This is a genomic window from Pantoea sp. MHSD4 (genome assembly GCF_021043305.1).
GTDB lineage: Bacteria > Pseudomonadota > Gammaproteobacteria > Enterobacterales > Enterobacteriaceae > Pantoea > Pantoea eucalypti.
Genome location: NZ_JAJNDH010000004.1, coordinates 338,187 through 355,150, shown reverse-complemented (window position 1 = coordinate 355,150; position 16,964 = coordinate 338,187). Strand labels below are relative to the sequence as shown.

13 protein-coding genes are annotated in these 16,964 nt (G+C 53.7%); 10 read left to right on the top strand and 3 right to left on the bottom strand.

Going from position 1 to position 16,964, the window contains the following annotated elements; genetic code table 11:
• Nucleotides 1–124 precede the first annotated feature (124 nt).
• Nucleotides 125–1,243 (bottom strand): ABC transporter ATP-binding protein, encoded by a 1,119-nt coding sequence (locus LQK91_RS14680; protein WP_003851670.1) that lies wholly within the window; start codon nucleotides 1,241–1,243, stop codon nucleotides 125–127.
• Nucleotides 1,244–1,568: 325 nt separating this feature from the next.
• Here LQK91_RS14680 and LQK91_RS14675 point away from each other — a divergent pair, with 325 nt between their 5' ends.
• The 6 genes from LQK91_RS14675 to LQK91_RS14650 all read left to right on the top strand — a co-directional run bounded on the left by LQK91_RS14675 (nucleotide 1,569) and on the right by LQK91_RS14650 (nucleotide 9,078).
• A complete protein-coding gene (locus LQK91_RS14675) occupies nucleotides 1,569–2,789 on the top strand; it encodes an extracellular solute-binding protein (protein WP_105099660.1) in 1,221 nt (406 codons plus the stop codon).
• Nucleotides 2,789–4,138, top strand: a complete 1,350-nt coding sequence (locus LQK91_RS14670) for a carbohydrate ABC transporter permease (protein WP_370640817.1) — start codon at nucleotides 2,789–2,791, stop codon at nucleotides 4,136–4,138. The genes LQK91_RS14675 and LQK91_RS14670 overlap by 1 nt, the downstream gene beginning before the upstream one ends.
• A 10-nt stretch (nucleotides 4,139–4,148) precedes the next feature.
• Nucleotides 4,149–5,000, top strand: a complete 852-nt coding sequence (locus tag LQK91_RS14665; RefSeq protein WP_003851665.1) for a sugar ABC transporter permease — start codon at nucleotides 4,149–4,151, stop codon at nucleotides 4,998–5,000.
• 3 nt (nucleotides 5,001–5,003) lie between these two features.
• Entirely contained in the window at nucleotides 5,004–6,197 is a 1,194-nt protein-coding gene (locus tag LQK91_RS14660) for a glycoside hydrolase family 53 protein (RefSeq protein ID WP_105099661.1), read from the top strand.
• A gap of 41 nt (nucleotides 6,198–6,238) precedes the next feature.
• Nucleotides 6,239–8,311 (top strand): beta-galactosidase, encoded by a 2,073-nt coding sequence (locus LQK91_RS14655; RefSeq protein WP_105099662.1) that lies wholly within the window; start codon nucleotides 6,239–6,241, stop codon nucleotides 8,309–8,311.
• 449 nt (nucleotides 8,312–8,760) lie between these two features.
• Entirely contained in the window at nucleotides 8,761–9,078 is a 318-nt protein-coding gene (locus LQK91_RS14650; RefSeq protein WP_003851663.1) for a glucose PTS transporter subunit EIIB, read from the top strand.
• Nucleotides 9,079–9,183: 105 nt separating this feature from the next.
• On the opposite strand, the gene LQK91_RS14645 is transcribed toward LQK91_RS14650, so the two are convergent.
• Nucleotides 9,184–10,446, bottom strand: coding sequence for a maltoporin (locus tag LQK91_RS14645; RefSeq protein ID WP_003851661.1), 1,263 nt, complete (start codon nucleotides 10,444–10,446; stop codon nucleotides 9,184–9,186).
• Between the two features lie 266 nt (nucleotides 10,447–10,712).
• Here LQK91_RS14645 and LQK91_RS14640 point away from each other — a divergent pair, with 266 nt between their 5' ends.
• The gene (locus LQK91_RS14640) at nucleotides 10,713–11,783 is read left to right on the top strand and encodes a LacI family DNA-binding transcriptional regulator (protein ID WP_003851659.1); all 1,071 of its coding nucleotides are present in this window, start codon (nucleotides 10,713–10,715) and stop codon (nucleotides 11,781–11,783) included.
• Nucleotides 11,784–11,967: 184 nt separating this feature from the next.
• On the top strand, nucleotides 11,968–12,294 hold the full coding sequence (locus LQK91_RS14635) for a hypothetical protein (RefSeq protein ID WP_105099663.1): 327 nt from the start codon (nucleotides 11,968–11,970) through the stop codon (nucleotides 12,292–12,294).
• A gap of 108 nt (nucleotides 12,295–12,402) precedes the next feature.
• Here the strand turns inward: LQK91_RS14635 and LQK91_RS14630 are convergent, their stop codons facing one another.
• Nucleotides 12,403–13,176, bottom strand: a complete 774-nt coding sequence (locus LQK91_RS14630) for a COG4705 family protein (RefSeq protein ID WP_003851656.1) — start codon at nucleotides 13,174–13,176, stop codon at nucleotides 12,403–12,405.
• 769 nt (nucleotides 13,177–13,945) lie between these two features.
• Here LQK91_RS14630 and LQK91_RS14625 point away from each other — a divergent pair.
• Together LQK91_RS14625 and LQK91_RS14620 are read left to right on the top strand one after the other, a co-directional pair.
• The gene (locus LQK91_RS14625; protein WP_033762496.1) at nucleotides 13,946–15,193 is read left to right on the top strand and encodes a sensor domain-containing diguanylate cyclase; all 1,248 of its coding nucleotides are present in this window, start codon (nucleotides 13,946–13,948) and stop codon (nucleotides 15,191–15,193) included.
• Nucleotides 15,194–15,592: 399 nt separating this feature from the next.
• The gene (locus tag LQK91_RS14620) at nucleotides 15,593–16,951 is read left to right on the top strand and encodes an esterase-like activity of phytase family protein (protein ID WP_128755145.1); all 1,359 of its coding nucleotides are present in this window, start codon (nucleotides 15,593–15,595) and stop codon (nucleotides 16,949–16,951) included.
• Nucleotides 16,952–16,964: the final 13 nt, after the last annotated feature.

Below are 16,964 nucleotides of genomic sequence, written 5' to 3'. Positions count from 1 at the left end.
AGGGATTACGGGTGAGTCATGCGTTTACTCAGCCGGTAATGCCTTCTCTGTCCCCGGTTTTTTCCAGGCCTTAAAACATAAAAGGCCGTTTCCGGCCTCTCGTTATCTCCCCCAGATACTCACTTCAGGCCGCACGCACCTGAGGCATTTCAATATCCGTACTGATGCGTGCGCCCTCGGCATCAAATACCATGCAGTGATGCGGATGGAAAGACGGACGCAGCGTCTGATAAGGGCGGAAATGCACATCACCTGGCAGCAGCATTTTGAAGCCGTCGTGGCCGTGGCTCTGACCAAACAGATAGGTGTTGTTGCCGAGTCGCTCAACCACCTCACAGTGGAAGTCGATGTTCAGTGGCGCATCGCCGTTGATCTGTAACTGTTCCGGCCGGATACCCAGCGTGATCTCATCACCGGGCTGCAGCTGACGGATTGGTGAGGGGAGTTGCAGCCGGTTTTCGCCGTCATTTATCAGGGCGACCAGCCCGGAGGGGCCACACTGCTCCACGCGCGCGGGCAGGAAATTCATCTTAGGTGATCCGATAAAGCCCGCGACAAAGCGGTTAATCGGGTTGTAGTAGAGTTCCATGGGCGAACCGACCTGTTCCACCTTGCCGTAATTCATCACCACAATCTTATCGGCCAGCGTCATCGCCTCCGTCTGATCATGTGTCACATAGACCATGGTGGTTTTCAGCTCCTGATGCAGCTTAGCAATGTGCAGCCGCATATCGACACGCAGTTCCGCATCCAGGTTCGACAAGGGCTCATCAAACATAAACACCCGAGGATTACGCACAATCGCGCGGCCAATCGCAACACGCTGACGCTGCCCGCCAGAAAGTTGTTTAGGTTTACGATCCAGCAGATGCGCCAGCTGCAGCGTCTTCGCCACCATCTCCACCTGATGCTGAATCTGCGCCTTTGGCAGACCGTTCACTTTCAGACCGTAGCCGATATTCTCCGCCACCGTCATATGGGGATAGAGCGCGTAACTCTGAAACACCATCGCCACGCCGCGGTGCGAGGGTGCGACATCATTCATCACCTCATCCCCAATCAAAATCTCGCCTTCACTGATCTCTTCCAGACCGGCAATCAGCCTCAGCAGCGTGGATTTACCGCAGCCTGATGGACCGACAAAGACGGCAAATTCACCGGCCTCAATATCGAGCGCAATATTTTTCAGCGTTTCTGTTTTACCAAAGCGTTTGGTGACGTTCCTCAATCTGATACTGGACATGCTAATCCTCACAACAAGATGTCTGGCGGCTAAAATGTATGACGTATAACAGTTGATCATTTTTCACGTCAGCCCTGATGGTGCCTGTGTTGACTATAACGTTCAGCCAGAGTGCACCCTATCGCTGTTTTTGATTTCTGTAATACCGATCACACATTGGTGCAAACGGGCTGGAGCGCAGCACCTGTTCCGCGTAGCTTATGGCTCAAATGCGATACGTTATCCACTCTTCACATGCCTGATAAATCCTTATTCAGCGTGTGTCTGAAAAAAGAACAACAGCAAATGACAGCTAAAAATGTCATACCTTCACACGAGGCCAGCAATGAAAATTAAAATCAGCGTTACGCTACTCCTGTCAGCATTGATGCTTAATCAATCCGTCTGGGCCGCTCAGCAACTTACCGTCTGGGAAGACATTAAAAAGTCAGACGGCATTAAAACGGCGATCGCCGATTTTCAGAAACAGTTTGGCGTTGAAGTGAAAGTACAGGAGATGCCGTTTGCACAGCAGATCGAAAAGCTGCGGCTGGATGGTCCGGCAGGCATCGGACCCGATGTGCTGGTGATCCCCAACGACCAGCTTGGCAGCGCAGTCGTGCAGGGCCTGCTGGCACCACTGAAAATCGACACGGCAGAACAGAGCGCCTACACCCCGTCAGCGATGGCGGCTTTTACTCAGAACAACGTGGTCTATGGTGTCCCCAAGGCGGTTGAAACGCTGGTGCTGATCTACAACAAAGATCTTTTGCCTGCGCCGCTGAAAACCCTGGATGAGTATCGTGTGTTCTCGCAGAAGCAGCGCGAGGCAAAACAGTATGGCCTGCTCGCGAAGTTTGACCAGATTTACTACAGCTGGGGCGTGATGGCGCCAATGGGGTCTTACATCTTTGGCAAAGACGCTAAAGGCGCGGTTAACACTAAAGATATCGGGCTGAACACGCCAGGCAGCGTGGAGGCGGTGACTTACCTCAAGCGCTTCTTCAGCGAAGGATTACTGCCAGGCGGCATCATGGGCGACAACGGCCTGAACGCTATCGACTCCCTGTTTACCGAGAAGAAAGCGGCGGCGGTGATTAACGGGCCATGGGCGTTCCAGCCCTATCAGGCTGCCGGTATCAACTATGGCGTGGCACCGCTGCCATTACTGCCCAACGGCAAGCCAATGAGCTCCTTCCTGGGTGTAAAAGGCTATGTGGTGTCCACCTGGAGTAAAGATCAGGCGCTGGCGCAGAAATTCCTCACCTTTATTAACCAGCCGCAGTATGTGAAAGAGCGCTATCAGAAAACGCAGGAGATCCCGCCCGTTACAGCATTGATGAACGATCCGATTATTAAAAATGATGAGAAGGCCAATGCGGTCGCAGTGCAGGCGGCACGTGCGTCAGCCATGCCAGGCGTACCAGAGATGCAGGAAGTGTGGGGGCCGGCCAATGCGGCGCTGGAGCTGAGCGTTTCAGGCAAGCAGGAGCCAAAAGCGGCGCTGGATAACGCGGTGAAGCAGATCACCATGCAGATTGAAGCGATGCAGGCCAGCAACCAGTAATGCGGGTTCGCGGGATGACCGTACAGGATAAGGATCAGAGTGTGGCTATATCTTCCGATGAACATCTGGTGACGGCTAAGCCGCCGCGTCGTCATGCGACCACCGGTGCGCTGCTGGCACTGCTGCCTGGCTTTGGCCAGTTTTACCACCGCCAGTGGGCGAAAGGGTTGTGCTTTCTGATTCTGCTCAGCAGCTTTACCGGCGTCTTCCACGATTTTCTGCGTGAAGGATTCTGGGGGCTGTATACGCTGGGTGAATCAGTTCCGCGCGATAACTCCATTTTCCTGCTGGCTGAGGGGATTATCAGCGTGCTGATTGCCGCTTTCGGCGTCGCGGTATGGGGCGTGTCTGTGCGCGATGCGTGGGTCAATGGCGCCAGGCGCGACAGGGGCCAGCAGCTTAACAGCGTGCGACAGCAGTATCAGTTACTGCTGCGCGACGGCTTCCCGTATCTGATGATTTCGCCGGGCTTTATTCTGCTGGTATTCGTGGTGGTGTTTCCGATTCTGTTTGGTTTCGCCATCGCCTTCACCAACTACAACCTCTATCACACGCCCCCGGCGAAGCTGGTGGACTGGGTGGGGTTCAAAAACTTCATCAACATTTTCACGCTGTCGATCTGGCGCTCCACGTTCTTTGACGTGCTGCAATGGACGGTGGTCTGGACGTTGCTGGCGACGACGCTGCAGTGCACCGTGGGCGTGATGCTGGCGATTCTGGTGAATCAGAAAGACCTGCGCTTTAAGCCGCTGATCCGCACCATCTTTATCCTGCCGTGGGCGGTGCCGGGCTTTGTCACCATTCTGGTGTTTGCCGGGATGTTCAACGACAGCTTTGGGGTGATCAACAACGCGATTCTCGACTTCTTTGGTATCGCGCCTAAAGCCTGGATGACCGATCCGTTCTGGACCAAAACGGCGCTGATCATGATGCAGACCTGGCTGGGCTTCCCGTTTGTGTTTGCGATGACAACCGGCGTCCTGCAGGCGATCCCGGATGACCTTTATGAGGCCGCCATCATGGACGGCGCCAGTGCCTGGACGCGGCTGAAAACTATCACGCTGCCGCTGGTGCTCTACGCCATTGCGCCGATCATCATCACGCAATACACCTTCAACTTTAATAATTTCAACATCATCTATCTGTTTAACAACGGCGGTCCGGCCGTGGCGGGGTCGAATGCCGGCGGAACCGATATCCTGGTGTCATGGATTTACAAGCTCACCATGTCGTCGTCGCAATATGCGATTGCCGCCACTATCACCATTTTGCTGTCGATTTTCGTGGTAGGTCTGGCGCTGTGGCAGTTCCGCGCGACCCGGTCATTCAAACAAGATGAGATGGCGTAAGGAAGCAAGTATGGCGAAGTCCGGCAGTATTAAACGCGAAAGGTGGATACGCCTGTCGCTGACCTGGCTGGTGGTGCTGGCCGTCTCGACCATCATTATTTATCCGCTGGTCTGGACGGTGGGGGCATCACTGAATGCAGGTAACAGCCTGCTCAGCAGTTCGATCATTCCGGAGAATGCGTCGCTGCAGCACTACCGCGACCTGTTCAATGGCACGGTGCCGTATATGACGTGGTACTGGAACTCGATGAAAATCAGTTTTCTGACCATGGTGCTGACGTTGATCAGCGTCAGCTGCACCGCCTATGCCTTTTCCCGTTTTCGGTTTAAGGGGCGGCAGAACGGCCTGATGCTGTTTCTGCTGCTGCAGATGATCCCGCAGTTTTCGGCGCTCATCGCCATTTTCGTCTTGTCGCAGCTGCTGGGATTAATCAACAGCCATCTGGCGCTGGTGTTGATCTATGTCGGCGGGATGATCCCGATGAACACCTATCTGATGAAGGGCTATCTCGACTCGATTCCCAAAGATCTGGATGAGTCGGCGCGCATGGACGGGGCAGGTAATTTCCGCATCTTCGTGGAGATCATCATGCCACTGTCGAAGCCGATTCTGGCGGTGGTGGCGCTGTTCTCTTTCACCGGGCCGCTGGGTGATTTTATTCTCTCCAGCACCATTCTGCGTACGCCGGAGCAGTTCACGCTGCCCATTGGCCTCTATAACCTGGTGTCACAAAAAATGGGTGCCAGTTACACCACTTATGCAGCTGGCGCGGTGCTGATCGCCGTGCCGGTCGCGGTGTTCTATCTGGCCCTGCAGAAATACTTCGTTTCCGGCCTCGCCTCAGGCAGTACTAAAGGATAAATCATGACGCCAAAAACATTGATTCTCGCCCTGGCACTGGCCTGGGCGACACCGCTGCTCGCCGCCGATCAGCCTGTCATCGCCTCTGCCGGGCCGTGGCCAGCCGATTTTATCAAGGGAGCAGATATCTCATCGCTGGCTGAGCTGGAGAAGCAGGGCGCGAAATTTTACAACGCAGACAACCAGCAGCAGGACGCCATCGCCATTCTGAAAGCCAGTGGTATCAACACCATCCGGTTGCGGCTGTGGGTCGATCCCACCGACGGCAGCGGTCACACCTACGGTGGTGGCGGCAACGATCTGGCGACCACGCTGGCGCTGGCGAAGCGGGTCAAAGCAGCGGGACTGAAGCTGCTGCTCGATATTCACTACAGTGATTTCTGGACCGATCCCGGCAAGCAGTTCAAGCCCAAAGCCTGGCAGTCGCTGACCTTTCCGCAGCTGGAAACCCAGGTGCATGACTACACGCGCGACACCATCGCCCGCTTTAAAGCGGAAGGTGTAATGCCGGATATCGTGCAGATTGGTAACGAACTTAACGGCGGCATGCTCTGGCCAGAAGGTAAGAGCTGGGGCCAGAACGGCGGCGAGTTTGATCGGCTGGCGGGTTTGCTGAAGGCCGGTATCAGCGGTTTGCGCGAGAACCTCAGCGATCCGCATCAGGTGAAGATCATGCTGCATCTGGCCGAGGGCACGAAAAATGACACTTTCCGCTGGTGGTTCGATGAAATCGTTAAGCGTGATGTCCCGTTCGATGTGATTGGTCTGTCGATGTACACCTACTGGAACGGTCCTGTCAGCGCTCTGAAAGCCAACATGGATGATATCTCCCGGCGCTACAACAAGGATGTCATGGTGGTGGAGGCCGCTTATGGCTACACGCTGGAAAACTGTGACAATGCTGAAAACAGCTTCCAGGCTAAAGAGGAGAAAGCAGGTGGCTACCCCGGCAGCGTCGCGGGTCAGGCGGCATACCTGCATGACCTGATTAAGGCGGTGCTGGCGGTGCCGGACCATCGCGGCAAGGGCGTGGTCTATTGGGAGCCCGCGTGGATCCCCGCACCAGGCAATACCTGGGCTACACCTGCTGGCATGAAATATATCCACGACGAATGGAAACAGGGAAACGCCCGCGAAAACCAGGCGCTGTTTGACTGTCACGGCAAGGCACTGCCTTCGCTGCAGGTTTTTCATTAACGCTTAGCGCTAACGCTAATGTCTTCCTCTGAGGAACAGGTATGAATAAATTTCCCCCGCTCAGCGCCCGGGTTAACCGGCTGCTGCATGGTGCTGACTACAATCCGGAACAGTGGGCGCATCAGCCGGGTATCATTAATGACGACGTTGAAATGATGAAGCAGGCGAACTGTAACGTCATGTCGGTGGGTATTTTCAGTTGGGCGAAGCTGGAGCCGGAAGAAGGCCGCTATGAATTTGGCTGGCTGGATGAGGTCATCGACACGCTGTGGCTGCAAGGCATTTCGGTGTTTCTTGCAACACCCAGCGGGGCACGTCCGGCCTGGATGTCGCAGGCCTATCCTGAGGTACTGCGCACAGGGCGCGATCGCGTTCCGGCGTTGCATGGCGGCCGCCATAACCATTGCATGACCTCGCCGGTTTATCGTCAGAAAGTGCAGGCGATGAACAGCAGGCTGGCGGCGCGTTATGCGCACCATCCGGCGGTGATCGGCTGGCACATTTCCAATGAATATGGTGGTGAATGTCACTGCGATCGTTGTCAGGAGGCCTTTCGCGGCTGGCTGCAGCGCCGTTATGAGACGCTGGAGGCGCTGAATCTGGCCTGGTGGAGCGACTTCTGGAGTCACACGTACAGCGACTGGTCACAGATTGTGTCGCCTGCGCCACAGGGTGAGATGTCGATTCATGGCCTGAATCTGGACTGGCGGCGGTTTATGACCGATCAGGTGACTGACTTCTGTCGTGAGGAGATTAAACCGCTGAAGCAGGCCAATCCCGATCTGCCTGCGACCACCAATTTTATGGAATATTTCTACGACTACGATTACTGGAAGCTGGCACCGGCGCTCGATTTTATCTCCTGGGATAGCTACCCGATGTGGCACAACGAGAAAGATGAGACCACCCTCGCCTGCTATACCGCGATGTATCACGATTTGATGCGCACCCTCAAGCAGGGCAAGCCGTTTGTGCTGATGGAGTCGACACCGGGTGCGACCAACTGGCAGCCGACCAGCAAGCTAAAGAAGCCGGGTATGCATATTCTCTCTTCACTGCAGGCGGTCGCCCACGGTGCGGACGCGGTGCAATATTTCCAGTGGCGCAAGAGCCGGGGTTCGGTCGAGAAGTTTCATGGCGCAGTTATCGATCATGTCGGTCATCTGGATACGCGCACCGGTCGTGAAGTGAGTGAACTGGGCCGGATGCTGGCCGCTATGACGCCTGTAATGGGGAGCCGGGTCGAGGCGCGTGTTGCCATTATTTTCGACTGGGAAAGTCGCTGGGCAATGGACAACGCGCAGGGGCCGCGCAATCTGGGTCTGCATTACGAGCGCACGGTAAACGAGCATTATCGGGCGTTCTGGGAGCAGGGTGTTGCGGTAGATGTGATTAATGGCGACAGCGATTTCAGTGGTTACGATCTGGTGATTGCACCAATGCTCTATATGGTGCGCGATGGTTTCGCGGCGCGTGCAGAGCAGCATGTTGATCGGGGCGGGCATTTCGTGGCCAGTTACTGGAGTGGCATCGTCAATGAGAGTGACCTTTGTTATCCAGGCGGTTTCCCGGGTCCATTGCGGCCGCTGCTCGGTATCTGGTCAGAAGAGATCGACAGCCTGACCGACGAGGAGTTTAACGGCGTGCGCGGTGTGCGCGGCAATGAGCTGGGGTTGAGCGGACCTTATCAGGCCAGAGAGCTTTGTGAACATATTCATCTGGAGGGTGCGACTGCGCTGGCCAGTTACGATAGTGACTTTTATGCCGGCACCCCGGCGGTGACGATGAATCGGGTCGGTCAGGGTAAAGCCTGGTATATCGCATCGCGTAACGATCTGTCATTCCATCGGGATTTTTATGGCGCATTGATTAAGCAACTGGGTTTACCGCGTGCACTGGCGGGCGAGTTGCCGCCGGGCGTGGTGGTTCAGCGCCGAACTGACGGTGAGCAGGCGTTTCTGTTTGTGCAGAACTTTACCGCTCAGACGCAGCAGCTGTCGTTGCCCGCCGGGCTGAGTGATTTGGTGGATGGCATGAGTGTTGGGGGATCGCTGACGCTGGGGCCGTGGGGGTGCAGAGTGTTGAGCGGACCTATGGCGCAGGGAGCGGTATAACCGGAGGCAGTAAGCGGTCAGGGGCAAATTTAGTGGCGGTGGCAGGCCGTTTGAGCACAGGCGCAGAGGACCAGCGCCCTGGGCAAAGACACAAAAGATGCCGCCCCTGTCCGCTCAACACAGGCTATTACGCACCTCATCCCTGAGGTGCGTCCGTTACCGCTCCAAAGCGTTGCGTTGTTCAGAAACGCTCCCGGCGTTATTCTCCATGGCCCGTGATGCTTTGCTACAGGCACTGGCTCCCATCGCTTATGGTTTTGGCCTTGCCTGTACTAAGGTCTGAATTTAACTGTTAATAGGGAGCCGGTTTTTTAGAGGCTGCTAACAGGATAGATGCAGGAAGCGTGTATATTCAGTGAGCGTTCCCAGGCATGTCCCCCGCGTTTTCATTAATCAGTCGTGAGTGGCGGGCCATTGCCCGCCTTTTTTATTATCTGAAGGAGAACAACATGTTGAGTCTGAAATCGTTTAAGCAATATTTCAGTCGGCAGCCGCTGACGGTGGAAGAGCTTGAGGTAGACAGCGCACTACTGGAGCGTCTGGTGAACTGTTTTGGCGGGCGTGAGAATATTCAGCAGGTTGACGCCTGTTTAACCCGGCTACGGGTAAAAGTAACGTCGCTGAAGGCAGTTGATACGGCGGGATTACAGAAAGCGGGGGCGATTGGCGTGGTGATCCTGGGGCATGAGGTACATGCAATCTTTGGTAAGCAGTCTGACCAGTTGCGTCAGTTGCTGGAAGAACGTTTCTTTAAGCCAGAGCAATAAACCGCTGTAAAAATATGATGCAAAAAAATGGATAACCGTCGCCGGTTATCCAAATAAGCCCCTGCATAAGAGCTTAACAATGATCACAATGAGGAGACTGCTCTGTTACCACCAGGCTTCGACCTGTACGCCGAAGTTCCAGGTGTTGTTACTGGTGTTGTCTTTGAAGCTGTGTCCGTCTTCTGAATCATTCAGGTAAGAAGCAAACAGACGTAGCTCCGGACGAGACATAAATTCGGGACCGGCTGCCAGGCCCAGCGCCAGCGTATATTTCTGTCCCGCCGCTTTATAGTCGCTGCCCACTTTATTCTCATCTTTCTGCCAGAAACTGCCGACTTCGCCGATACCACGGACATACTGTGTAAACTGATACTGTCCACGGCCCACCAGCGACAGCAGCGTACTTTTGCTTGTCTGCGCGGTGATATCATCGGCTGAGCCCCAGGTGAAGACCTGATTCAGGGAGAATTTATCGGTTATCGGCAGCAGGCCGGTATTGATCACGCGATAGCCGGTGGCATTGCTGGTATCGTTCCACATGTCATACCAGCCGCCGCCCTGCGAGATCATGTTTTGTGCCAGGCCTTTGTTGGCATACTGGAACACCAGTTTCTGATAGCCACCCCACATATCCTGACTGATCTCACTGGTGAGCATAACGCCGTTATCCGCGTCATACAGGCCACCATATTCTTTCTGTTTGTTCGTGGTGTTCGGCATGGCGTAGTCAACACCAAACTCGGTCCAGGCACCGCTCCAGGGTTTCCAGCCGGCATAGCGAAGGTCGAGGTAGTTAATGTTGACGTCGTTATCGCCATCCACGCGGTAATCCACATCATTGGCGTCGCCACGAATCCACGCAAACGAGATAGCGCCCGGACCCAGGGTGTAGTTTTCGATACCGGCACCTGAACCGGAAATATTCCAGTATTTGGTATCAATGATATGCAGATCGTGACGCTGGTAGTAGCGTTTGCCGCCCCAGATCACGGCATCTTTGTCTCCCGGCACCAGTCCTTTTATCTGCAGGTTCAACTGACGTAAACCAAACTGCGCATCATCGCCGAAGGTGGTTTCGTTATCGTTTGAGCCGTCGGAGAACATGCTGACCATGGTGTCGACATAGAAACTCACGTCGTCCTTTTTGTAGACCTCGCTGCCCAGCTCAACCTCGCCATAGGTGTCGGCTTCGTTGCCAAGACGGCCGACCTTGTTTTTTTGATACTCTTCAATACCGCCATCCTGCGATACGCCCACGCCACCACGCAGATAGCCATGGAAATCAATGTTGTCGATAGCGGCATAGAGTGTCGGGGAGGTCAGGGCCGCAGCAAGCGCCACAGCAGCAGTACGTAACCTTGTTTCCATGTTATCCTCAATTTTTATTTGTAATACGTTCACATGACAGCGGCAGTAAACGTCTTTTGTCAGATGAGTGACAAATAAAATCGCGATAATGTGTGACGCACTGCAAATAAAGCGGCGCTATTTGTAACGATTAGTGAATTGGATCACCAAATTTTACTATGTGAAGGTATTACTTTTACTTTTTATTTCCGCAATGTGACTGCGGCAGCCTGGCTGTCACTGCGGCTGTGATACCATGCCGACTTCGGTCATCAGGGATGCGAATTATGAAATCAAAAAATGCCACCTTAGAGGATGTCGCCCGTCATGCTGGCGTGTCGTATCAGACGGTTTCACGGGTTTTGAATAAGTCGGCAAATGTCTCGGAATCAACGCGGCGCAAGGTGGAGCACTCCATTGAGACCCTGCGTTACGTGCCTAACAGACTGGCGCAGCAGCTGGTGGGTAAGCAGAGCACCACGCTTGGTCTGGTGACAACATCGCTCGCCCTGCATGCGCCTTCTCAGGTGGCCGCCGCCGTTAAACGTTATGCCAATGCTGCGGACTATCAGGTACTGATTGCGATGATTGATGAGAACGTCAACCAAAGCCTGCAGGACTGTATCAATGAACTGAAGTCTCAGCGTGTGGATAAAGTCATTATCAACGTCCCGCTGGAGAGTGCTGACGCAGAACAGGTCGTGGAAGAGAATCAGGACATACTCTGTCTGTTCCTGGATGTTGATCCCTACAGTTCGGTGTTTAACGTTTCGTTTAACCCGGCTGACGGTACTCGCGCCAGCGTCAAATATTTGTATGAGCAGGGGCATCGCGAATTCGCGCTGCTGGCCGGGCCTGAGCAGTCGGTCTCTGCCAATCTGCGGTTGAAGAGCTGGCTGGATACGCTGGAAAGTTATCGTCTGAAGCCGGTCAGTGTCAGCCACGGCAATTGGGATGCGCAGAGTGGTTATAACGGTGTATTGCAACTGTTGCGGGAAGCGCCGGAATTCAGCGCGCTGCTCGTGGGCAATGACCAGATGGCGCTGGGTGTGCTGAGCGCACTGCATCAGCGCGGCGTGGCGGTGCCAGGGCAAATTTCGGTGATTGGCTACGACGATACCTATGAAAGCGCCTTCTTCCATCCGGCGTTAACCACGGTATCGCTGGATCTGGATTTACAGGGTAAAGAAGCGGTTTCGCGTCTGTTGTTAGCCAGTGAAGAGGATGATCAGCGTTCCTCTTCCATTCTGCCAGCAAAACTGGTGGTGCGCAGTTCAACCGGTAGCGCCGGGCAGCAGCAGCGGGATTTAAAGCAGATTGCCGAACAGTTGCGGCTGATCGCCAGCCGGCTTGAGTAACCCGACAATTCCTGAAGATAAAAAAGCACAAGAACGCACCGCTGCTATGCTCAGATCAGGATAATTATTCTGAATGTCGGACAGATTGCCCGATTATCTGATGCTGTCGTGACGTGCATTCTGATTCGCGCTAAGGCACTCCGATACATTCAGCCCGATTTCATTGGCTTCAGGGAGTGACATTATGCTGTGGCTCGAACAGGGACTTTACCTTCGGATTGATGAGTTAGCGCATGGCCCCAGGCCGCTGCCGCTTTCGAGTGGTTTTACGCCCCAGACGGCTTATCGGGCGCTGGGCTGTTTTAACCCCTCCGAAACTTCAGATGCTTACTACATTCTTTCAAATGACCGCGATGAAATATGGTTTATCTGTAATCGTCATCTGAGAACCGTTTTTCTTGATGCCAGTAACACCGCATTTCGGGTAAAGATGCAGGAGCCAGCAGAGAGTCTGCCGGTGCCCTCCGCCGCGCCCGAGGGTCATAATATCTCTTTTGAGCGCTCAGTCTGATTTCGCTGTCTGCGAACCATGACGCACCAGAAATATAAAAGCCGCCATTGCTGGCGGCCCTGATGACATCTGTAAAAGCGTGACCTGTAAGTCTAAGGGTCGCGCTTTTTAATTTTCGGTTGCCGTCTTTATCGCCGGTCGCTGTGGCAGTACGACCATACAGGTGATAATGATCAGTGCCAGCGTCAGCGAGGCACCGTATCGACTCAGCGCCAGTCCACCTGCGGCAAGGGGTTTATCCAGAAAGTCGCCAACAACGGCACCTAAAGGTCGGGTCAGAATAAAGGCTGCCCAGAAAAGCGCTGTGCGGGAAAGTGACGTAAAGCGACTGGCAGCCCAGATAATAGCAAGTGCCCCAACAAACAGCAGGATCCCGCCATCGTAACCCAACCCTTCGGTGTCTGCCGTCCAGTCACCCAATGCTGTGCCCAGTGTTTGTGAGAACATAATGGTGACCCAGTAAAAACACTCCGTGACCCCATTGTTGACTGAGCTTACTGCGACTGTGCCGCAGGTGATTTTCCACAGGAACAGAGAGAGAACCAGTAGTGTGCTCAGTAGCAGCGTGCCCCCTGGATAGCCAATGTTCAGCGAGCGATCGGCAAAGTCTGCCATCGTCGTGCCAACTGTGGTTGTGGCGACCACGGTGAACCAGTAAATCCATTTATTGAAGTTGTGACGGTTAATCTGCACCACCACCGCGACCAGGAAGATGATGGCAAATATCAGTGTCCCGGTCAGATAACCCAGATTCATCGACATGGTCACTGCATCACCACCGGTTTCACCCAGGGTTGTCGCTGCAATTTTGATTAACCAGAAAGCCGCGGTGACGGCCGGAACTTTGCTTAGGGAGTGAGAGGCTGTGTTGTTATTTTGCATGAGGTCGTGCTCCGGAAAAGCCCAACATGGGCTAATATCGCAGCGATTCTATGAGATTAATCTTAAGAAAATGTTAAGCTGAAGGAATGAAAAAGATTTCCCTAACAGGATTTTTAACGTGGCGTGAATCGGGAAGGGCGTTTTGAAATGAGACCTGAATTTCAGATGAAGTGCCCACATCACGATGTAATCACATGTTATTTTTTATCCGGACGGAAAGCTGGTTTTCGTGACTGGATGCGGGTAGTCAGACATGCGCAAATAAAACTCTCTGACAAACATCCATCTATAAGCAATAAAATTAAAGAATCACAGCGCGCCAGCACAGTGTCTCAGATTACCGTCAATCTCCTGTTGTGAATGCCGTAAGGGCCAGCCAGAGTGACTAATCCCTGTTACAGGAGGAAAGGGACGGCGCTGGCGGCGTAAAGGTTTTCAACTAAGCTGTCCCTCCAGCGTTTCACATCCCTGATATATCAGGGATGTGACTAAAGATTCTGTCCCGATGCGCCGATATACTCAGGCTGATACTTCTGACACTGCATACTGTCATGGACGTTTTGCGCAGACTCATAGGGAAAGGGTGACTCAAAAACGGTAGCCGCAGTGGCGCCGGTTTAAGCCAGTGTTTATGGCGGGTATTTTTGCAATGATAAACCTGTGCCCAGGCCTGTTTTAGATGCAGGCGGGGACTTACGGTTATAATCAGGTGTGTAGCGACGAGTATTGCGCACAGTTAATATCGTCAGCAACATCGGAGTCGGCCACCATGAACACAATGATCAAACCCTCTTTTACCGCTGTTTGGTCTACTGACGCCCAGGGTATCTGCATTACCAGTCAGGCAAGCCCGGCGGGTATGATGCCTGAACTGAAAGGCGTGACGCTGAGTTCATGGCTGAGGCTGGCGCAGGCTGACGACGATGCGAAAGTTGCGCAGAAACTGACTGCAGCGCTTGAAGAACTCACGCCTTTTCATATCGAAGTGCCTATTCACTGTCTGGACGGTAAGACGCGCCGTGTCCTTTTGTCTGGCCTGCCGGATTCCCTGCCCGGGCGATCTCATCTGCAATATAACGGCTTCATTCTTGATGTCACCGGACAGCGTAAAGCGCTGGAGGATGCGCTGCGCACGGCGGCAGAATATCGTCTGTTAATTGAAAACAGCACCGATCTTATTGCCCATTGCGATGCGGAAGGCCGCTACGTGTCGATCTCACCCTCTTATAGCGAAATGATTGGCTGGACCGCCGAAGAGGTGGTGGGCAGGTTAGTACTGGATTTCCTGCATCCCGACGATCATGACGCTGCCACTGAAACACTCTCATGCATCTTTAGCGGGGGAGTATGGCCGGATGTGGTGGAAGTGCGCAAACTGCATCGTGACGGTCACTACATCAATCTGGGCACCAAAGCCTGTGGCGTCACCAATCCTAATACGGGAAAAAACATTGGTGCCGTACTGGTGTCGCGCGACATCACGCGAGACAAAGAGCGGATGCGTGATCTTGAGAAGCTGGCGACCCTGGACACGCTGACCGGCCTGCATAACCGTGCCTGGATCATTGAGAAAGTGGGCGGCATGCTGTCTCAGGTGGAGGATCAGGCCTACACCACAGTGATGTTTATTGATCTTAACGGCTTTAAGGCGGTAAATGATCTGATGGGGCACGCGACGGGCGATGCGCTATTGCAACAGGTGAGTCAACGGCTGCAACGCTGCATGCGTCCCGGAGATTCCGTAGCGCGACTGGGCGGCGATGAGTTTGTCGTGGCAGCGAAGTGTCATAATCGCGAAACCGCATCTGCTATTGCTCAGCGTATTATTGACAGTCTGCAGGCGCCATTTGCTATCAATAATATGGATGTGCGCATCGGCGCAGCGATCGGTATCAGTCTTGCCCGCTTCGGTACGGTATCGGCCAAAATGTTATTCGAAAATGCGGATAAGGCGATGTATCAGGCCAAAGCACGGCGTGATGGTTCTTACCAGTTTTTTGAGTCAGCAGCGCCTTAGCCAATCAGTAAGCTGGCGAGGAACGCTCTCTGAATTCTCCATTTCTCCTGCTCCGGCGAACAATCATCTTACGGTGTCATCACAGTAGCCATAACGCCGTCAAGCCTGGCTGATTAACCCCATTCCTGTCAGACACTATGCCCGTCCTCTCCTGTTATCCGGAAGAAGGCCAGATCGATATCATGCCCGTCGTGTGCTATCGAATCTGCCTGCCGGATTCGCGTCACGGGTATGCTGCCGTGAACGGCTTTCATTGAAGCTATACACTCCTCCCTTTCCAGCCACTCTTCTCAACGGTGTAATAATCAAGCTTTTAGCCGTGAATGTTTCCAGGTTATTTCATTTTCCTGTCATTTTCATTCTTCACGCTGTGCGTTTCCCTTCATGGATTTAAGAAATATGAAAATAAAAGCGATATCTCTGGTTACCAGTTGTGTGCTCTCTTTATCCACATTCGCGGCGCAGCCGCAGGTGGAACGCTACATCGTCAGTTTTCCGGAAGGAACGCGTGTCAGTTACAACGGCGCGTTCGCCAGTGCATTTCCTCAGGGGTTGCCAGTGGGCATTGGCTCAGGTTTGTTATTTACAGGCAAGGAAGGGGATGCGCTGACATTTGAAACGGTCACCGATCGCGGGCCGAATGCTGATTCGCCTGATGTGGGTAAGAAAGAGTCAAAAATCTTTGTCACGCCAGACTTCGCGCCACTGCTGATGAGAATTCGGGTTCAGAACGGCAAAGCTCAGGCCACGGATGCCCGACCGTTGCATGACAATAAAGGCAGTATTAATGGATTGCCGTTACAGAATGACGTCATCGGGTCAACTAATGAAATCGCGCTAAGTGATACGTTGAAAGTGCTGCATGGCGATAATCGCGGTCTGGATACAGAAGGCATTACGCCCGATGGAAAGGGCGGGTATTGGCTCTGTGATGAATATGGCCCGTTCCTGATTAACGTTGATGAGCGTGGCACTATTCTGGCCATTCACGGACCGCAGGCCGCAGAGGGAGAGAAAGCTCTGGCGGGTGGTCTGCCGAATATTCTCAAATGGCGTCAGCCAAATCGCGGCTTTGAAGGGATCACCCGCATGCCGGATGGGCGCATCATCGCCGCAGTACAAAGCACGCTGGATATTGACGGTAAAAGTAAAAAGCAGGCGCGATTTACGCGTCTGGTGAGCTTTGATCCGGCGACCGGGAAAACCGCGATGTATGGCTACCCCATCGACAGTGGGGTTTACAGTAAAAACAGTGACGCAAAAATTGGCGATATTGTGGCGATAGACAATCAGCATATCCTGTTGATTGAGCAAGGCAGCGACAAAAACGACACAATGCGCAACCTTATCTACAAGGTCGATCTCAGCCCGGCTACCGATCTTACAGCCTTTGATAAGCCGGGCGACTATCCGGAATTTAATGACGAGAAAGCGCTGGCGCAGCGCGGTATTAAGCTGGCCGATAAAACCCTGGTGGCCGATTTACGTCAACTCGGCTGGCAGCAGGAGAAGGCTGAAGGACTGGCGCTTATCGACAGGAAAACGCTCGCGATCGCCAATGACAATGACTTCGGCGTGAAAGCGGTCATGCAAAATCCGGTTAAAGGTAAGAAGCGTAAAGATTATCAGGTGACCGGGCAGGGGACGCTCACGATTGATGATAAGCCCGTGGCAACGACCATTGGCCTGAAACCCTTAGAGAAACCTGAATCGGACAGCGAGTTGTGGATTATTACGCTGGCAGAGCCGCTGCAATAAACGCTTTGCTCAC